Annotated in this window: 10 protein-coding genes, 1 tRNA gene and 2 rRNA genes (1 of these 13 running past the window's edge); 7 read left to right on the top strand and 6 right to left on the bottom strand. The window is 66.9% G+C overall.

The window, feature by feature from the left end; all coding sequences use genetic code 11:
* The 4 genes from ATE62_RS20160 to map all read left to right on the top strand — a co-directional run.
* Positions 1-1,124, top strand: a 23S ribosomal RNA gene (locus tag ATE62_RS20160) (it extends 1,667 nt beyond the left edge of the window).
* A 112-nt stretch (positions 1,125-1,236) separates the two neighbouring features.
* A 5S ribosomal RNA gene (gene rrf, locus ATE62_RS20165) occupies positions 1,237-1,351 on the top strand.
* Between the two features lie 123 nt (positions 1,352-1,474).
* Positions 1,475-1,551, top strand: a tRNA-Met gene (locus ATE62_RS20170).
* Between the two features lie 106 nt (positions 1,552-1,657).
* Entirely contained in the window at positions 1,658-2,485 is an 828-nt protein-coding gene (map, locus tag ATE62_RS20175; RefSeq protein WP_058809630.1) for a type I methionyl aminopeptidase, read from the top strand.
* Between the two features lie 6 nt (positions 2,486-2,491).
* Here the strand turns inward: map and ATE62_RS20180 are convergent, their stop codons facing one another.
* From ATE62_RS20180 to ATE62_RS20205, 6 genes are all read right to left on the bottom strand, one after another.
* Positions 2,492-2,917: a VOC family protein gene (locus ATE62_RS20180; protein WP_058809631.1), complete on the bottom strand. Its 426-nt coding sequence runs from the start codon at positions 2,915-2,917 to the stop codon at positions 2,492-2,494.
* A 75-nt stretch (positions 2,918-2,992) separates the two neighbouring features.
* Positions 2,993-4,711: a gamma-glutamyltransferase gene (gene ggt, locus ATE62_RS20185; protein ID WP_058809632.1), complete on the bottom strand. Its 1,719-nt coding sequence runs from the start codon at positions 4,709-4,711 to the stop codon at positions 2,993-2,995.
* A gap of 11 nt (positions 4,712-4,722) precedes the next feature.
* A complete protein-coding gene (locus ATE62_RS20190) occupies positions 4,723-6,057 on the bottom strand; it encodes a dicarboxylate/amino acid:cation symporter (protein WP_058809633.1) in 1,335 nt (444 codons plus the stop codon).
* A 24-nt stretch (positions 6,058-6,081) separates the two neighbouring features.
* Positions 6,082-9,132 carry a TonB-dependent receptor domain-containing protein gene (locus ATE62_RS20195; RefSeq protein ID WP_058818593.1) on the bottom strand — a complete coding sequence of 1,017 codons (3,051 nt, stop codon included), beginning with the start codon at positions 9,130-9,132 and terminating at the stop codon, positions 6,082-6,084.
* A 330-nt stretch (positions 9,133-9,462) separates the two neighbouring features.
* Positions 9,463-10,797, bottom strand: coding sequence for a sigma-54-dependent transcriptional regulator (locus ATE62_RS20200; RefSeq protein WP_058809635.1), 1,335 nt, complete (start codon positions 10,795-10,797; stop codon positions 9,463-9,465).
* Positions 10,794-12,533 carry a sensor histidine kinase gene (locus ATE62_RS20205; RefSeq protein ID WP_197412025.1) on the bottom strand — a complete coding sequence of 580 codons (1,740 nt, stop codon included), beginning with the start codon at positions 12,531-12,533 and terminating at the stop codon, positions 10,794-10,796. The genes ATE62_RS20200 and ATE62_RS20205 overlap by 4 nt, the downstream gene beginning before the upstream one ends.
* A 233-nt stretch (positions 12,534-12,766) precedes the next feature.
* Between ATE62_RS20205 and ATE62_RS20210 the strand changes: the two genes are divergently transcribed.
* The 3 genes from ATE62_RS20210 to ATE62_RS20220 are packed head-to-tail and all read left to right on the top strand — an operon-like array spanning position 12,767 to position 18,142.
* The gene (locus ATE62_RS20210; RefSeq protein ID WP_058809641.1) at positions 12,767-14,098 is read left to right on the top strand and encodes a dicarboxylate/amino acid:cation symporter; all 1,332 of its coding nucleotides are present in this window, start codon (positions 12,767-12,769) and stop codon (positions 14,096-14,098) included.
* Positions 14,099-14,131: 33 nt separating this feature from the next.
* A complete protein-coding gene (locus ATE62_RS20215; RefSeq protein WP_058809637.1) occupies positions 14,132-17,206 on the top strand; it encodes a TonB-dependent receptor plug domain-containing protein in 3,075 nt (1,024 codons plus the stop codon).
* Between the two features lie 3 nt (positions 17,207-17,209).
* Positions 17,210-18,142, top strand: coding sequence for a DUF4886 domain-containing protein (locus ATE62_RS20220; protein WP_058809638.1), 933 nt, complete (start codon positions 17,210-17,212; stop codon positions 18,140-18,142).
* Positions 18,143-18,205: the final 63 nt, after the last annotated feature.

Below are 18,205 nucleotides of genomic sequence, written 5' to 3' on the forward strand. Positions count from 1 at the left end.
ACAGGCCAGGGGGTAGCGACTGTTTAGCAAAAACACAGGGCTCTGCTAAGTCGGCTTCAAGACGACGTATAGGGCCTGACGCCTGCCCGGTGCCTGAAGGTTAAGTGGAGGGGTGCAAGCTCCGAAATGAAGCCCAGGTAAACGGCGGCCGTAACTATAACGGTCCTAAGGTAGCGAAATTCCTTGTCGGGTAAGTTCCGACCTGCACGAATGGCGTAACGACTTCCCCACTGTCTCCAGGAGATGCTCAGCGAAATTGAATTCTCCGTGAAGATGCGGAGTACCCGCGGTTAGACGGAAAGACCCCGTGCACCTTTACTGCAGCTTCAGAGTGGCATTAGGAAAGAACTGTGTAGCATAGGTGGGAGGCTTTGAAGCACTGGCGCCAGCCGGTGTGGAGCCATAGGTGAAATACCACCCTGTTGTTTTCTGATGTCTAACCTCGATCCATGAAACTGGATCAGGGACCCTCTGTGGCGGGTAGTTTGACTGGGGCGGTCGCCTCCTAAAGAGTAACGGAGGCGCGCGATGGTAGGCTCAGGACGGTTGGAAACCGTCTGTTAGAGTGCAATGGCATAAGCCTGCCTGACTGCGAGACTGACGAGTCGAGCAGAGACGAAAGTCGGTCATAGTGATCCGGTGGTCCCGAGTGGAAGGGCCATCGCTCAACGGATAAAAGGTACGCCGGGGATAACAGGCTGATGATTCCCAAGAGCTCATATCGACGGAATCGTTTGGCACCTCGATGTCGGCTCATCACATCCTGGGGCTGGAGCAGGTCCCAAGGGTTTGGCTGTTCGCCAATTAAAGTGGTACGTGAGCTGGGTTCAGAACGTCGTGAGACAGTTTGGTCCCTATCTGCCGTGGGCGTCGAAATTTGAGAGGAGTTGACCCTAGTACGAGAGGACCGGGTTGAACATACCTCTGGTGTACCTGTCGTGGCGCCAGCCGCGCAGCAGGGTAGCTATGTATGGACGGGATAACCGCTGAAAGCATCTAAGCGGGAAGCCTCCCTCAAGATAAGATTTCACAGAGCCGTGGAAGACCACCACGTTGATAGATCGGATGTAGAAGCGCGGTAACGCGTGGAGCTAACCGATACTAATTGCTCTATTCGCACTTAAGAGTCCCGCCATCAACGACAGTCCTGAGGGATTGTCCGCGATGCGGATGATGATCAGACAGTATTGCACGGACATCGATTGAAACCCTTTTGACCCTACGCCGGCTTCATTGCTTGGTGACCATGGCGTCAGTGACCCACCCGATCCCATCTCGAACTCGGCCGTGAAACCTGACAGCGCCGATGGTACTACCGCTTAAGCGTTGGAAGAGTAGGACGTCGCCAGGCATTGCAGCCGGCGTAAGGTCGAAACGGAAACCCATTCACAAAGTTAGAGGCCGGCAGCGATGCCGGCCTTTTGCTGTTTCTGGCGAAATCGCGGTAATGCGCGAAGTTCGTCAAAATTGGTGGCGCGGGATGGAGCAGCCCGGTAGCTCGTCAGGCTCATAACCTGAAGGTCGTAGGTTCAAATCCTACTCCCGCAACCAACAGAAGCCCGCCTTTGGCGGGCTTTTTTGTGTCCAGCGCAGGTAAGGCGATCGTACCCGGCCCGCATCGCTGGAAAAGCCCGCTCGAAGGACCTATCTTCCGCCCATGAACCTCTATGTCGACGTCACCCCCGCCACGCCGCGCACGCGCACCGGCGCGATCAAGCTGCACGGGCCCGAGGCCTTTGCCGGCATGCGCCGCGCGGGACGCGTCGCGGCCGAGGCGCTCGACGCGCTCGTGCCGCTGGTCAAGGCGGGGGTCAGCACCGGCGAGCTCGACGATTTTGCCCGCGACGCGATCGTCGCCGCGGGCGCGGTGCCGATCAACATCGGCTACAACGGCTATCGCCACGCGAGCTGCATCTCGGTCAACCATGTCGTGTGCCACGGCATCCCCGGCACCAAGCTCTTGAGCGAAGGCGATATTCTCAACATCGACCTGACCGCGGTGGTCGACGGCTGGCACGGCGACACGAGCCGGATGTTCCTCGTCGGCGACGTGCCGATCAAGGCCAGGCGGCTGGTCGACGTCACCTATGAGTGCCTGATGCTCGGCATCGAGGCCGCTGTTCCTGGCAATCGGCTCGGCGACATCGGCCATGCGATCCAGCGCCACGCCGAAAAGCATCGCTATTCGGTGGTCCGCGATTTCGTCGGCCACGGCGTCGGCCTCGTCTATCACGACGAGCCCGACGTCCATCATTACGGCCGCCCCGGCACCGGGCCCGAGCTCCGCCCCGGCATGATCTTCACCATCGAGCCGATGATCAACATCGGCAAGCCCGGGGTGAAGATCCTCGACGACGACTGGACCGCGGTGACGCGCGATCGCTCGCTGTCGGCGCAGTTCGAGCACAGCATCGGCATCACCGAAAGCGGCGCCGAAATCTTCACGCAAAGCCCCAAGGGGCTCCACCGCCCGCCCTATCGCTGAGCGCCGCTATTTCGCGAACAGCTGGCCGAGATCCGCAAAGGCCTTGAATTCCAGCGCATTGCCCGACGGGTCGTGGAAGAACATCGTCGACTGTTCGCCGGGCTGGCCGGGGAAGCGCGTGTGCGGTTCGATCACGAAGGTCACGCCGTGCGACTGCAACCGCTCGGCGAGCGCGCGCCATTCGGCGGGGGGCAGCACGACGCCGAAATGCGGCACCGGCACCGCATGGCCGTCGACCGGATTATGCTCCGCGACCGCGCCGCGCCTGTCGCCGACGCAGTGCGCGACGATCTGGTGGCCATAGAGGTTGAAGTCTATCCAGTCGCTGTCGCTGCGGCCTTCGGGACAACCGAGCACGGTGCCGTAGAAATGGCGCGCCGCGGCCAGATCGTCGACGGGAAAGGCGAAGTGGAAGGGGGCGAGGTCGGACATGTCAGCGCTCCTGCAGGATATCGGCGCGAAAGGCGAGGGGAGGCATGATCGCCGCGGTGGGGACGGGCCGCCGCCTCATGGCTCGACCGCCAGCGCACCGGGGCGGCGCGGGTCGGCGGCGCCGAGGAACAGCCCATTCTCGATCATGATCGACTGCGCGCTGCCCATCGTCTCGTCGCTGGTCACCGGATGGCCCATGGCTTTCAGCGCGGCGACGGTGTCGGGGCTGAAATTGGGCTCGACGCGCAGCGTGTCGACATTGCCCTGGTAGATGCGCGGCTGGTGCGTCGCTTCGGCGACGTTCAGGCCGTGGTCGACGGTGTTGACGATGACCTGCACGACCGAGGTGATGATCGTGCTGCCGCCCGGGGTGCCGGTGACCAGCCAGGGCTTGCCCTCCTTCATCACGATCGTCGGCATCATCGTCGAGAGCATGCGTTTGCCCGGCGCGAGGGCGTTGAGCGGTGGCGGCGTGCCGTCGCGCTGCGCCTCCCACGCCTGTTCGTGGCTGTAATTGTTCATCTGGTTGTTGAGCAGCACCCCGGTGCCCGCGGCCATCACCCCCGAGCCGAAGTCCGAGCCGAGCGTATAGGTGGTCGAGACGACATTGCCGTCCTTGTCGGCGACCGAGAAATGCGTCGTCGAGGGGCTTTCGAACGCGAGCGGGTCGCCGACGGGCATCTCGCGCATCGGCTTGGCCTTTTTCGGGTCGATCAGCTTCGCGCGCTCGGCGGCATAGGCCTTCGAGGTGAAACCCTTGACCGGCGCGGTAACGAAGCCGGGGTCGCCGAGCGCGCGGTAGCGGTCGGCATAACCGAGCTTCATCGCCTCGGCCATGATGTGCAGCGAGGCGGCGCTGTTCGGCCCCATCGCCTTCAGGTCGAAATGTTCGAGCTGGTTCAATATGTTGAGCAAAGTCGCGCCGCCTGCGCTCGCCGGGGGCATGGTGTAGATGGTGTGACCGCGGTAGCTGCCGACGAGCGGTGCGCGCTCGATCGCCTTGTACGCCGCGAGATCGGCCTCGGTAATCAGCCCGCCATGCGCCTTCATGTCGGCGGCGATGCGCTTCGCGACTGGGCCCTTGTAGAAGCCGTCGGCGCGGTGCTTGGCAATCTCGCCGAGCGTCCAGGCGAGGTCGGGCTGTTTGAGCAGTTCGTCCTTGGCGTAGAGCGTACCGTCCGCCTTGTAGAAGACCGCCTGCCCGCTCCTGCTCTTCGACAGCCGCTCCTTGCCCCAGCTGAAGACGAAGGCCTCGTCGGCGCTGAGCTTCACGCCTTCGCCCGCGAGCTTGATCGCGGGCGCGACGAGCCGCTCCCACGGCAGCTTGCCCCATTTCCGATGCGCCATGTCGAGCCCCGCGACGGTGCCGGGGACCGAGGGAGCGAGATAGCCATAGCTCGCCTCGCGCCGTTCCTTGCCCTTGGTGTCGACGAACATCGCCGGGGTCGCCGCGGCGGGGGCGACGCCGCGGAAGTCGAGCGTGTGCACCTGCCCCGATTTCGCGTCGTACACCGTCATGAAGCCGTCGCCGCCGAGATTGCCCGCACGCGGCAGCGTCACCGCGAGCGCGAAGCCGATCGCGATCGCCGCGTCGACCGCATTGCCGCCGTCGCGCAAAACCTGCGCGCCGACTTCGCTCGCGATGGCATTCTGGCTGACCACCATGCCGCGCGTGCCGACCGTCGGCGAATGGATCGACGGATATTCGAGCAGGTTGCGGCTCTGCGCCATGAGCGGCGCAGGCAGCAGCAGCGCGAGCGACAGCGTCGCGGCGACGGCACGGCGGAAAATCATCGGGGAAGGCCTCATATATCCTTGGCGGACTTGTAGATTTCGACGTTCATCTCGCCCTCCCAGCGCGCGACCGCGGTCGCGATGGCGAGGTCGCAGGTGACGTTGGGAACGGTGCGGATCATGTCGAGGATGCGGTCGAACGGCAGGATGAAGCCGACGATGATCGCGGTCTGCGCCGGCGTGATGCCGATCGCATGCAGCACCGCGGCGAGCACGAAGAGCGAGCCCGATGGCACCGGCGCAACTCCCATGGCGACGATCGTCGTCGTTCCCGCGATCACCAGATAGTCGGCGAAGCTGAGCTCGACCCCGAACGCCTGCGCCGCGAAGAGGGTGAGCATCGCGACATACATCGCCGCGCCGTCCATGCCGATCGTTGCGCCCAGCGGCAGCACGGTCGAGGCGACGGGCGACGAAACGCCGAGGTTGCGCTCGGCGACGCGGATCGCCACCGGCAGCGTGGCGCTCGACGAGGAGGTCGAGAAGCCGACCATGATCGCATCGGCGATACCGCGAAAGAAGGGCAAGGGCGGCAGCCAGGCGAGCAGCCGCACGACGATCAGCCCGTGGATGACGAGCGTGACGAAGGTCGCCCCCGCGAGCACGCAGAGCGCGAGCTTCAGCACCGCGAGGAAGCTCGCCGGACCGCTCGTCCCCATCACGACCGCGATCAGCGCGAAGACCCCGAAGGGCGCGGTTTCCATCACGAAACCGACGATGCGCAGCATGATTTCGGACCCGCTCGCGAGCAGGCGGCGCACCGGCTCGCCCTCCTTGCCCGCGGCGATGACGCCGGCGCCGACCAATATGGCGAAGAAGATCACCGACAGCGTCGCGCCGCTCGCCATCGCGCCGATCGGGTTGTCGGGGATGATCTCGATGAACATCCGCGCCGGATCCTTGGGCTCGGCGACCGCGCGTGGCACCGCGTCGGCGAAAGTCGCGCCCTCGCCGGGGCCGATCAGCGTCGCGGCGATCAGCCCGGTCGTCACCGCGAGTGCGGTGGTGAAGACATACATGGCGAGCGTCTTCACCCCGATGCTGCCGAGCCGTTTCGGATCGGCGAGCGCCGCGACCCCCGACGCGATGGTCAGGAAGACGAGCGGGACGACGAGCATGCGGATCAGCCGCACGAAGATCTCGCCGATCCAGCCGATCGCGGTCGCGCCTTCGCCCCAGGCGAGGCCGACGGCCGCACCGACCACGAGCGCCGCGAGGATGCGCTTCCACAGCGCGATGCCGAACCAGGCCGCGAAGGCGCGCCCGACGGGCCCGCGCTGCGGCGGCGGCCCGGCCTCTTTGGCGGCGGGTTCGGGGTTGGCGGGCGTCGGCGCGGCGTCGGTCATGCTGTCCTCTCGTGCCGTCGGACGTCAGAAACGCTTGCTGATCGAGGCGTAGAACTGACGGCCGCGGTTGCTGTACAGATCCCCGATATACCCATAGGTCTGATCGGCGAGCGGCGCCAGTTCGTTGAAAAGATTGCGAACCCCGATACGGAAACGCGTGTCCTTCAGCGCCCCTTCCTCGGCTTCATATTGCACATAGACGCTGTGCGACAGGAAGTCGTCGACGCGGAAGCGCGTGCCGTCGGCGAGCGAGGCCGAGGTGTCGCTGACCGGGCCCACGTACGACGCGAACCAGCCCGCGCCCCAGCCCTTGTAGCGCCAGCTGAGGCTCGCCGAGCCGCGCCATTTCGGCCGGCCATTCTCCTCGATCAGGTCGGCGGCGCCGGTGACGTTGATCGTCGGATCGATCTCGCCCGAGGCCTGCGCGTCGAGCAGGCTCTGCTGCAGCGCGCCCGGCACCTGGAAGAATTCGAGCAGGCGCGCGGCGTTGAGGCGCAGGCTGAAATCGCCGAGCCCGGTGTCGCGGACATTGTAATAGAGGCCGAAATCGATGCCGCGGACGTTGCGCGGGCTGAGGTTGGTATAATTGTCGATCACCTGGATCACGTCGCCGACCGGGGTCAGCCCGGTGCCGTCGAACAGCGTGATCTGCTCAGGGGTCGGGTCGGCGCGCTCGACGAGCGGGTTCGACGAACCCTGCAGCCGGAGCAGATAGTCGAGGATCAGCGCGTTCGAATCGCCGAACAGGCCGATGACGTTCTTCTGGCGGATTTCCCAATAGTCGGTGGTGAAGGTCAGCCGCCCCGCCGCGCCGAGATTGAGCTGGAAGGTCGCGCCGAGCGAGAGATTCTCGGCGGTCTCGGGCTCGAGGTCGCGGCTGCCCGAACGATTGCTGACGATGCCCTGGCTGCGCGTGCAGGCGTCGAAATTGGCGATGCGCCCGGCGCGCGCGTCGGCCTCGCAGCGGATCCAGTCGGTGCGCGTGTTCGAGCGCTGGATGCCGTTTTCGAACAGTTGCGGCAGGTTCGGCGCGCGGAAGCTCTGCGACCAGCTGCCGCGCAGCTGCAGGTTCGGCACCGGATACCAGCTGAGCGCGACCTTGGGCTTCGCGACCGAACCGAAGCCCTGATAGGATTCGGCGCGCCCCGCGAGCTGCAGGTCGAGCGAGTGGATCAGCGGCACATTCATCTCGGGCGACACGAGCGGCACCGCAAACTCGAGATAGCCCGAAAAGACGTCGCGCGAGCCCTGGCTGTCGGGGGTCGGGCTGGCGCCGAGCGTGTCGCTGCCGTTCGACGAGCCGTCGAGCGCGGTGAAGAAGACCGTCCCGTCGAGCCGGTCGTCGCGGTCGTCCCTGAAGGTCTCGTGGCGGAACTCGACCCCCGCGGCGAGCCCGACGCGGCCGCCGGGCAGGGTGAAGAGGTCGTTCTTGCTGATCTTGAAATCGGCGAGATAGAGCTCGGTCGAACTGGTGCGGCCGATATCGACCATGAAGCTGTCGATCACGCTCTGCGGATTGGGGGTCGAATCGCGCGTCCCCGGATTGGCCGGATCGCCGCCGTTGAACGGGTTATACGCGCTTGAGTCGGTGCGCGACAGCGCCTCCTGGAACAGGCTCAGCGACACGGTGCGCATGCTGTCGGTGGTCTTCGCCTTCGAATAGAGCGCGGCGGTGTCGAAGTCGAAGCCCAGCAATTCGCCGCGGAAACCCGCGAGGAAGCGCGTCGTGTCGTTCTTGACGTCGACCACGAGCGGCCCCGCATCGACCGGGCGATAGTCGATCAGCTCGATCGGCACGCCGCTCGCCGCGACGCCGGTCAGCCCGGGGATGCGGTTGGGGCTGCCGACGGGGCCGAAGGGGTTCCAGTAACCGTTGGCGGGAATGATCAGCCGCTGGCTGGCGAGGTTGGTTTCCTGCTCGCGGATCGAACGGAACTTGGCGTGATACCAGCCCGCCTCGGCATAGAATTCGAGCCCCGAATCGAACTCGTGGTTGAGGAAAGTGAACAGGTTCAGGCGGTTGTTGCGCCCGAGCACGGTGCGCGGGTCGTTGATGTCGTATTTCAGATTATTGTCGGTCGACGCGGTCGACAGCGAGCTGTTGTCCCAGCAGGTGCCGGCATATTGGGTCGGTGCGATACAGCCCTCGTTGGTGTCGGGCTGGATGTGGAAGATGCCGCTGGTGGTCAGCGTCACGCCGTTGATCTGCGCCGCGGTGGTCGAGCGCGCGAAGCTGTTGGTCAGCCGCTGGAACTCGCCCCAGATGCTGTCGACCGAGGTGTTGTCGAAATCGGTGTCGCCCTCGAACGGCGTGCCGGCGACGAGCGGGCGGAGGTCCGCCGAGCGCGAATTCTTGCGCTCGCGCGCATAGAGCGGGTCGCGGTGGTTGAACGATCCGAACAGCGAGATGTTGGTCTTGCCGTCGTTGAAGCTGTGCCCGGCCTCGAACGACAGCTCATATTCCTGCTGGTCGCTGTCGTCGGTCATGCTGTATTCGCCGCTGACGCGCAGGCCCTTGAAATTGTCCTTGAGCACGGTGTTGATCACGCCCGCGACCGCGTCCGAGCCATAGATGGCGGCGGCGCCATCGAGCAGCACCTCGACGCGGCGCACTCCGAGCACGGGGATGGCGTTGGTGTTGACGCTCTGCACCGGCACCAGATTCTCGGCCTGCGTGCCGGGATGGAGCACCATGCGGCGGCCGTTGAGCAGCACCAGCGTGTTGCCGGTGCCGAGCGCGCGCAGGTTGATCGACGCGACGTCGCCGCGCGCGTCGTTGATCCCGCCCGCGTCGCGGCTTTCGTTGAACGCGACGTCGCCCGCCTGCGGGATCGCGCGGAACAATTCGTCGCCGCTGGTTGCGGCGATCGCGTCGATATCCTGCTCGCCGAGCACGGTGACGGGCAGCGAGCCCGCGACGTCGGCGCCCTTGATCTGCGACCCGATGACGACGATGTCCTCGCCGCCCTGCGTCTCGTCCTGCGGCGGCGGCGCTTCCTGCGCCATCGCGGCGCCGGCGCTGGCGATGAGCGAAATGCCGCCCATCAGGCTGGTGAAACGAAAACCCCTGTTCATGTGTCTGACCCCTTCCCTGGGCTGAATCGAAACGCGGCGAGCCCGTTCGGCGCTCTCCCCCGGCGATGTGGGTGATCGAACGGCCCTTCACTGGCCGGATCGGCAGCAGCGCGCCGATGCCGCGCGCCGGCCTTCGATGTCGATTGCGGCCGTGCCCCTTGCGCGACGCCGCCAGGGCGCTCTGTTGCCCGCATGTGTCGACCCGATCCCCTTCAAGGTCGGATCCGGGCTATGCTGTCGGTATCCGCCTCTTTGCAGGGGAGAATATCGCACCGGACCCCGAGGCAAAGCCACCAATCCTTGGCCGGCCCATAGGCCGTGGTTATGGGATCAGCGGAAATCTTTCGGGTTGATCGCGTGGCGCGCGAGCTTGTCGTAGAGCGTCTTGCGCGGCACGCCCAGCATCGCCATCGCCGCCGCGATATCGCCCTTCGCCGCGGCGAGCGTATCGCGCAGGATCGTCGCCTCGAAGCGCGCCATGCGCTCGGCGAGGCTCATGTCGGGGGCGAGCGCGCTGCGCCCGGGATCGGAGGGCAGGTCGAGCACGACGCTGTAGGCGAAATTCTTGAGCTCGCGGACATTGCCCGGCCAGTCGTGCTCGACGAGGTGGCGGCGCACCGCATCGTCGATGCGGAAGCCCTCGGCGCCCATCTTCGCCGCCGCCTCGTCGAGGAAATAGGCAAAGGTCTGCGGAATGTCCGAACGGCGCTCGCGCAAGGGCGGGATGCGCAGCTTCACGACGTGGAGGCGGTAATAGAGGTCCTCGCGGAAATCGCCCGCGCGCACCGCGTCCATCAGGTCGGTCTTGGTCGCGGCGACGACGCGGAGGTCGACGGGCTCGGGCGCCGAGGCGCCGACCGGCTGGACCTCGCGCTCCTCGATGACGCGGAGCAATTTCGCCTGCACGGCGGGGTGCATCGTGTCGATCTCGTCGAGGAACAAAGTGCCGCGATGCGCGCTGCGGATGCGCCCCGCCTGGCCGAGCTTGCCGCTGGCGCGGTCGATCAGGTCGCTGCCGAACAGCTCGGCCTCGGCGAGTTCGTGCGGCAGCGCGGCGCAATTGACCGCGACGAGCGAGGCGGCGCTGCGCCGGCTCTGGCGGTGGAGCATATGCGCGACCAGCTCCTTGCCCGTCCCCGTCTCGCCCTCGACCAGCACGTCGATATCGGCCTGCGCCAATTGCGCGATCGTTTCGCGCAGCCGCTCCATCGCCGGACTCTCGCCGATCAGCGGGCTGTCGATCGCCGCTGCGGCGGCGGTCAGCCGGCGGTTGTCGAGGATCAGTGCGCGGTGCGCGAGCGCGCGGCGGACGACGCCGACGAGATGGTCGGCGGCGAAGGGCTTGGCGAGGAAATCGAACGCGCCGTCGTGCAGCGCGCGCACCGCCATCGTCACATCGGCGTGGCCGGTGATCAGCACCACGGGGATGTCGGGGTCGATGGCGTGGATCGCGGCGCGCAGCTCGAGCCCGTCCATGCCCGGCATGCGGATGTCGGTGACGACGATCCCGGGGAAATCGCGCGCGATATGCGGCAGCACGCTCGCGGCGTCGGCAAAGGCCTCGACGCCGAGCCCCGCGAGGTCGAGCGTCTGGACGTTGGCGGCGCGCAGGCTCGCATCGTCGTCGACGAAGAAGATCGTCTGGCTGTCGGTGAAGAAGCTCATGCCGGCCGCAGGCTCAACCGGAAACCCGCGCCGCCGAGCGGCGAGGCGACGAGCGTCAGCGATCCGCCGAACTCGGCCATGATGTCGCTCGCGATCGCGAGGCCGAGCCCGAGCCCGTCGGGGCGGCCGGTGACGAAGGGGGTGAAGAGTTGTGGCACCAGCTCGGCGGGGACGCCGGGGCCGTTGTCGGCGACGTCGATCAGGATCGGGCCGTCGCCATGCGCGCGCAATTCGACGCGAGGTTCGGCCGTGCCCTGCACGGCGTCGGCGGCATTTTGCAACAGGTTGACCAGCACCTGTTCGAGCCGGACGCGGTCGGCGTGGACGCGGGCCGCGGGGTTTTCGACGGTGACGTCGAGCGCGATGCCCGCGGCGCGCAACCGGTCGCCGATCAGCAGCAGGGTGCCGTCGATCGCCGATTGCAGCGGCACCGGGCCGAGCGGCGCGGGGGCACGCCGCGCGAAATTCCTGAGCTCGCCGGTGATCGCGCCGACGCGCGCGGTGAGCTCGACGATATGGTCCAGGTTGCCGCGCGCCTTGTCGCCCTGCTGGCGATCCAGATAGGCGAGGGCGTTTTCGGCGAAGCTGCGGATCGCGGCGACGGGCTGGTTGATCTCGTGCGCGACCCCCGCGGTGATCTGGCCGATCGAGCCGAGGCGGCTCGCCTGTGCCAGCTCCTCGCGCGCGGCGCGGTAGCGCCGGTCGGCCTCGGCCTGGCGCTCGGACGCCTGCTGCAGCTCCGCATTGGCTTCGCGCAATTGCTGCGTGCGCGCCGCGACCTCGCGCTCGAGCGCCTCATGCGCCGCCTGGCGCAGCGCCTGCCGCTCGACGATGCGCAGCAGCATGACGATCGCCGCGCCGACGAGGATGAGCAGGATCAGAAAGATCACGCGCGCGGTCGCATTGGCGCTGCTGCGCGCGGGCGCGGTCGGCTGGAGGACGCGCAGCCGGCTGCCGGGCAGCGACACCGCCTCGCTCGCGCGGGCGTAGCCATCGCCCATAGTCAGCGGCGCCAGCGCGGCGTCGCCATAGCTGCGCGTCGCCTGCAGCTGTTTCTGCGTCGTGGGCGAAATCGGCCCGAAGGAGCGAAAGCGCCAACCGGGGCGGCTGGTCATCACGACGATCCCCGCACCGTCGGTGACGAGCGTGGTCGCGGGCGAGTCGGCCCATTTGGCCTCGAGCTTGTCGAACTCGACCTTGACCACGATCACCCCGAGCGCGCGTCCGCCCGCATCGACGCGCCGCGCGAGGAAGAGGCCGGGGCGCCCGCTCACCGTGCCGAGCGCGAACAGCTCGGCCTCGCCCTTGGCCATCGCGCCGCGGAAATAGGGGCGGAAGCGGTAATCCTGCCCGACGAAACTGGTCGCCGCACGCCAGTTGCTCGCGGCGATCGTCTTGCCGTCGGCGTCGATGACATAGATCACCGCCGCGTCGGTGCGCGCCGCGAGCTGTTCGAGCTCGCGGTCGAGCCGCCGCGACGCGGCGTCGCTCTTGTCGGCGAGTCCCGCGCGCACGTCGGGAAATTCGGTCAGCACGCGCGGCAGCAGGCGGAATTTCTGGAGCTCGCTTTCGAGCAGGCTGGCGTGCGCGCGCGCGTTCTGCCGCGCGTCGCCTTCGGCCTGCGCGTCGGCGCTCTGCGCCGCCCAGCCCGACAGGCCGAGCGCGGCGGCGAGCAGGATCAGCGCGCCGACGACGCACGCGAGGATCAGCCGCCGCCGGTCCAGCCGGTGCCCCATGGGACGCGAATCACCTTCCTCGATCATGTGCGGATTATCGCACAAGTTTTTGAGATTGCATGCGGAAAATCGCACAAAATCTGCTAGGAGTGTCGCGTGTTTTTCGAACTATTGTTCAAAAACAGATATTTAAATCCGTTTCTATCGACGCTTGGCCCGGCAATGGTGCCGGACCTAAACTTGGGGAAGCAACGGCGAAAGGCCGTGCTCGGGAGGAAGTCTAAGTGGCCGCCATTGCACTCGAGGGAACCGGACAGGCGCCGGCGGGGCCGAAGCCCCTCTATGCGCAGCTCTATGTCCAGGTGCTCGCCGCGATCCTGCTCGGGGTGATCATCGGCCATGTCTGGCCCGAGACCGGCGAGGCACTGAAGCCGCTCGGCGACGCCTTCATCAAGCTGGTCAAGATGATCATCGCCCCGGTGATCTTCCTGACCCTCGTCACCGGCATCGCCGGGATGACCGAACTCAAATCGGTCGGCCGCGTCGCGGGCAAGGCCTTCGCCTATTTCCTCTTCTTCTCGACGCTGGCGCTGATCGTCGGGCTGATCGTCGCCAACACGGTGCAGCCGGGCGCGGGGATGAACGTCGACCCCGCGACGCTCGATACGTCGGGGGTCACCGGCTATGTCGAGAAGGCGCAGCACAGCAGCATCGTCGAATTCCTGATGGCGATCATCCCGACGACGATGGTCTCGGCGCTCGCGGGCGACTCGCTGCTGCAGGTGCTCTTCGTCTCGATCCTCTTCGGCATCGCGCTGTCGATGGTCGGCGAGCCCGCCGCGCCGGTGCGCGACCTGCTCGAAAAGGTCGGGCTGGTCGTGTTCAAGCTGGTCGGCATATTGATGCGCGCCGCGCCGGTCGGGGCGTTCGGCGCGATGGCCTTCACCATCGGCAAATATGGCATCGAATCGCTCGCCAATCTCGCGGGGCTGGTCGCGACCTTCTACCTCACCTCGCTGATCTTCGTCGTCGTCGTGCTGGGTATCGCGGCGCGGCTCGCGGGTTTCTCGATCTTCAAGCTGATCCGTTATTTGAAGGCCGAGCTGCTGCTCGTGCTCGGCACTTCGTCGTCCGAAAGCGCGCTGCCCAGCCTGATGGAGAAGATGGAGCGCGCGGGCTGCGAGAAGTCGGTCGTCGGGCTCGTCGTGCCGACGGGCTACAGCTTCAACCTCGACGGTACCAACATCTATATGACGCTCGCCGCGCTGTTCATCGCGCAGGCGTGCAACGTCGACCTGTCGCTCGGCGACCAGATCGCGCTGCTGCTCGTCGCGATGATCAGCTCGAAGGGCGCGGCCGGAGTGACCGGCGCGGGCTTCATCACGCTCGCCGCGACGCTGTCGATCGTGCCGTCGGTGCCGGTCGCGGGCATGGCGCTGATCCTCGGCATCGACCGCTTCATGAGCGAATGCCGCAGCCTCACCAATTTCATCGGCAACGCGGTCGCGACGGTGGTCGTCGCACGCTGGGACAATGCGCTCGACCGCGAGCGGCTGCGCGCCGCGCTCGACGGCGAACCGCCGGCCAAGATCGCCGCGCCGCCGGTCGAACAGGACATGGACTAAGGGCCCAAAGGCCCACGACAAGGGAGAAGGACAATGAGGGGTTCACATTCGGCCATGCTGCTGGCGGGCACGGCGATCAGCCTGTTCGTTTCGGCACCGGCGCTGGCGCAGGATGGCGAGACCGCCACCGATGCGGCTGCGGCCGAAGAGGGCCAGGCCGAAGACGCCGCCGCCCAGCCCGAGATCGTCGTCGTCGGCACGCGCATCGAGGGTGCGCGCGTCACCGAGGCGCTGCCCGTCGTCGTCGTCGGCCAGGACCGGATCGACGCGATCGGCGCGGTCAGCGGCGATGAGCTCATCCGCAACATCCCGCAGATGGGCGACGTCAGCTTCAACCCCGGCAACAATGCGCAGACCAGCAACGCCGCGCGCGGCGACGTCGGCTCGGTGAACCTCCGCTCATTGGGCGTCGGCAACACGCTGGTGCTCCTCAACGGCCGCCGTGTCGTCACCCACCCCGCGAGCCAGGGACTGTCGGACACCGGCACCGTCCCCGTGCTGAGCTACAACTCGAACGCGATCCCGACCACCGGGCTCGAGCGGCTCGAGGTACTGCTCGACGGCGCCGCGGCGCTCTACGGCTCCGACGCGGTCGCGGGCGTCGTGAACACGGTGCTCAAGGACGATTACGACGGCCTCCGCCTCCAGGCGCAATATGGCGGTGCCGAGGGCACGCACCTTACCGAATTCCAAGGCAATATCCTCGCCGGCAAGAGCTTCGAGCGCGGCAATATCACCGTGTCGTTCGAATATACCGACCGCAGCGCGCTGCGCGCCGAGGACCAGGATTTCACCGCCTCGGCGAATCTGCGGCCGCTCTTCGCCGACTTCCCCGATTTCGCGGGTTCGCAGGTCCCCGACGCGCGCGCGACGCGCGGCGCCTGGCCCGCGCTGCAGGTGCCGGTGACCGGCGGCCGTCCGCGCCGCGGCACCACCAACCTCACCACCGCGGCCGGCGCCTTCACCGTGCGCCCGACGCAGCTCGGCGGCTGCACGCTCGCGCTCACCACCGACCTCTGCCTCGTCAACACCGCGCTCGCGACGAACAATGCCTTCCGCGACCTGCGTTACGACACCGCGGTCGGCACGACGGTGATGCCCAGCGTCAAACGCTACAACGCCTTCGCCAACGGTCATTACGACCTGACCGACAACCTCACTTTGTTCGGCGAGTTCGGCCATTATCGCTCGGACACGGTGCGCATCCAGCCGCCGGTGATCAACCTCAACCAGATATGGATTCCCGCGACCAACTATTACAACCCCTTCGGCCCGGTCGGCAGCCCGAACCGCCTGCCGAACCTGACCAACGTGCCGAACGAAGGCCTGCCGGTGCTGCTTACCACCTATCGCTTCGTCGATACCGGGCCGCAGACGGTCAAGGTCAGCGGCGAGCAGATCCGCGGACTTCTGGGCGTGCGCGGCGAGGCGGCGGGGTTCAAATGGGACAGCGCCTTCGTCTATTCCGAGGCCTCGGCGGTCGACTCGAGCGTCGCGGTGCGCAGCTCGGCGCTGCAGCAGAGCCTCGCGCTCGGCACTCCCGATGCGTACAACCCCTTCAACGGCGGCTGCATCGATACTTTGAGCTTCGGCGACTGCACGCCGAGTTCGCAGGTGGCGATCGACGCGATCACCTTCGACCTCAAGCGCCGCTCGAAGACGACGCTGACGATGGGCGACTTCCGCGCTTCGCGCCCCGACCTGTTCAAGCTGCCCGGCGGCGAGGTCGGCATGGCCTTCGGCGTCGAGGTGCGGCGCGAGACGCAGCGCGACGACCGCGATGCCGCGGTCGACGGGTCGAGCCCCTTCGTCGATGCGGTCACCGGCGCGGTAACGATCAGCGACGCCGCGGCGGTCAGCGACAACCCCGACACCTATGGCAAGCGCACCGTCGCCGCGGCCTATGCCGAGCTCGCGGTGCCGATCGTGTCGGAGGAGATGGGCGTGCCCTTGATGCGCCGCTTCGACGTCCAGCTCGCGGGGCGCTACGAACATTATAGCGATTTCGGCAGCGTCGCGCGGCCCAAGGTCGCCGCGGCGTGGGACGTCTTCGACGGGCTGCGCCTGCGCGGGTCCTTCTCGCAGGGCTTCCGCGCGCCGAACCTCGAGCAGGTCAATGCGGTCGAATATGCCCGCCTCGCGACCAGCCAGGATTTCCTGCGCTGCGAGGTCGATCTGCGCGCCGGGCGCATCGCCAATTTCAACGCCTGCGGCAACAATGTCGGCTATTCGCGCCGCGTGTCGGGCAACCCCGATTTGAAGCCCGAGAAGTCGACCAACTACAACCTCGGCGCGGTGTTCGAGCCGAGCTTCCTGGCGGACAGCGTCGGGCGGGTGACCTTCACCGTCGACTATTGGTCGATCCGGCAAAAGGGCATCGTCGGCATCCTCGGCAACGACACCGCGATCGCGCTCGACTATCTGGCGCGGCTGAACGGCTCGTCGAACCCCAATGTCGTCCGCGACGCGGCCAATGCCGACGATATCGCGGCCTTCGCCGGTACCGGCATCGCGCCGGTCGGCCGCATCGTCACGGTGCGCGACCAGTTCATCAACCTGCAGCCGCAGACGGTGCGTGGGCTCGATTTCGGGCTCTACTGGCAGTCGCCCAAGACCGGGATCGGCAAGTTCGACCTCGCGATCAACGCCTCGCGCCTGCTCAAATTCTCGCGCGATCCGGGGCCGGCGGTCGATGCGCTGGTCGCGGCGCGCGAGGCGGGCGACATCAATCCCGCGACCCCGCTCCCTGAGACGCAGAATCTGATCGAGGCGAACGGCCGGCCCAAATGGCGCGGCACCGCGTCGCTGACCTGGTCGCTCGGCCAGTTCCAGATCGGCGCCTTCGGCCGCTACACCGGCGCGGTCGACGAAACCGCCTTCGTCGATTTGAACGGTAATCCTTGGCGCGTGAAGTCGCAGTTCACCGCGAACCTCTATGCGCAGGTCCGCATCCGCGACGCGGCGGGGCTCGGCGGCAGCATGCGCTGGCGCGTCGGGGTGCGCAACATCGCCGACAAGAAACCGCCGCTGACGTCCGAGGGCTATCTGGGATCGCTCTACAGCCCCTATGGGCGTTACTGGTACACCTCGGTCACCACGGAGTTCTGACGCATGAAATACGGGCACGGCATCTGGTCGATCATCGGCTCCGCCGCGCTCGTCGTCGCGCCGGCGGCAGCGGCAAAGGAGAGCGCGCCCGCGCCGACCGCCGCCGGCGCGGCGACCCCCGCCGCGGAGCAGAAGGCCGCGGCGCCGCGGATCCTGTTCATCGGCAACAGCTTCACCCAGGGCGCGCATTCGGCGGCGCGCAACTGGCGCGCGGGCAGCGTCACCGACCTCAACAAGGCGGGCTATGGCGGCGTGCCGGCGCTGTTCAAGCTCTTCGCCGAACAGGCCGGGCTCGACTACGACGTCAGCCTCGAGACGCAGGGCGGCAAGTCGCTGGGTTTCCATTATGACGAGCGGCGCCAGCTGTTCGACCGGCCTTGGGACATCGTCGTGCTGCAGGAGTTCAGCACGCTGAGCCGCGAAAAGCCCGGCGATCCCGCGGATTATTTCATCAATGTCGCGCGGCTGACCAAGCTCTTCACCGCGCAAAACCCCGCGGTCGACATCCGCCTCGCCGCGACGTGGAGCCGCGCCGACCAGGCCTATCAGCCCAAGGGCCCGTGGTACGGCAAGCCGGTGGGCACGATGGCCGAAGATTTGCGCGCCGCCGCCGACCGCGCGCGCGCCGCCAATCCCACGATCAAGGGCATCATTCCCGTGGGGCAGGCGTGGAACCGCGCGATGGCGACGGGGGTCGCCGACGCCAACCCCTATGACGGCATCGCCTATGGCCAGCTCGATCTGTGGGCCTACGACCATTATCACGCCAGCGTCGCGGGCTATTATCTCTCGGCGCTGGTGACCTTCGGCGCGATCACCGGGGTCGACCCGACTATGCTCGGCCCGAAGGAAAAGGGCGCCGACGAACTCGGCCTCTCCGACGCGCAGGCCGAGGCGCTGCAGAAGGTGGCAAGCGACACGCTGAAGGGCGGGTAGGGGCGGCTGGCCGGTATCGGGCGGGAACTGCCGTTGCTCTCCCCTCCCTGGAAGGGAGGGGCT

The sequence above is a fragment of the Sphingopyxis sp. HIX genome (assembly GCF_001468285.1).
In the GTDB taxonomy this organism is placed as follows: Bacteria; Pseudomonadota; Alphaproteobacteria; order Sphingomonadales; family Sphingomonadaceae; genus Sphingopyxis.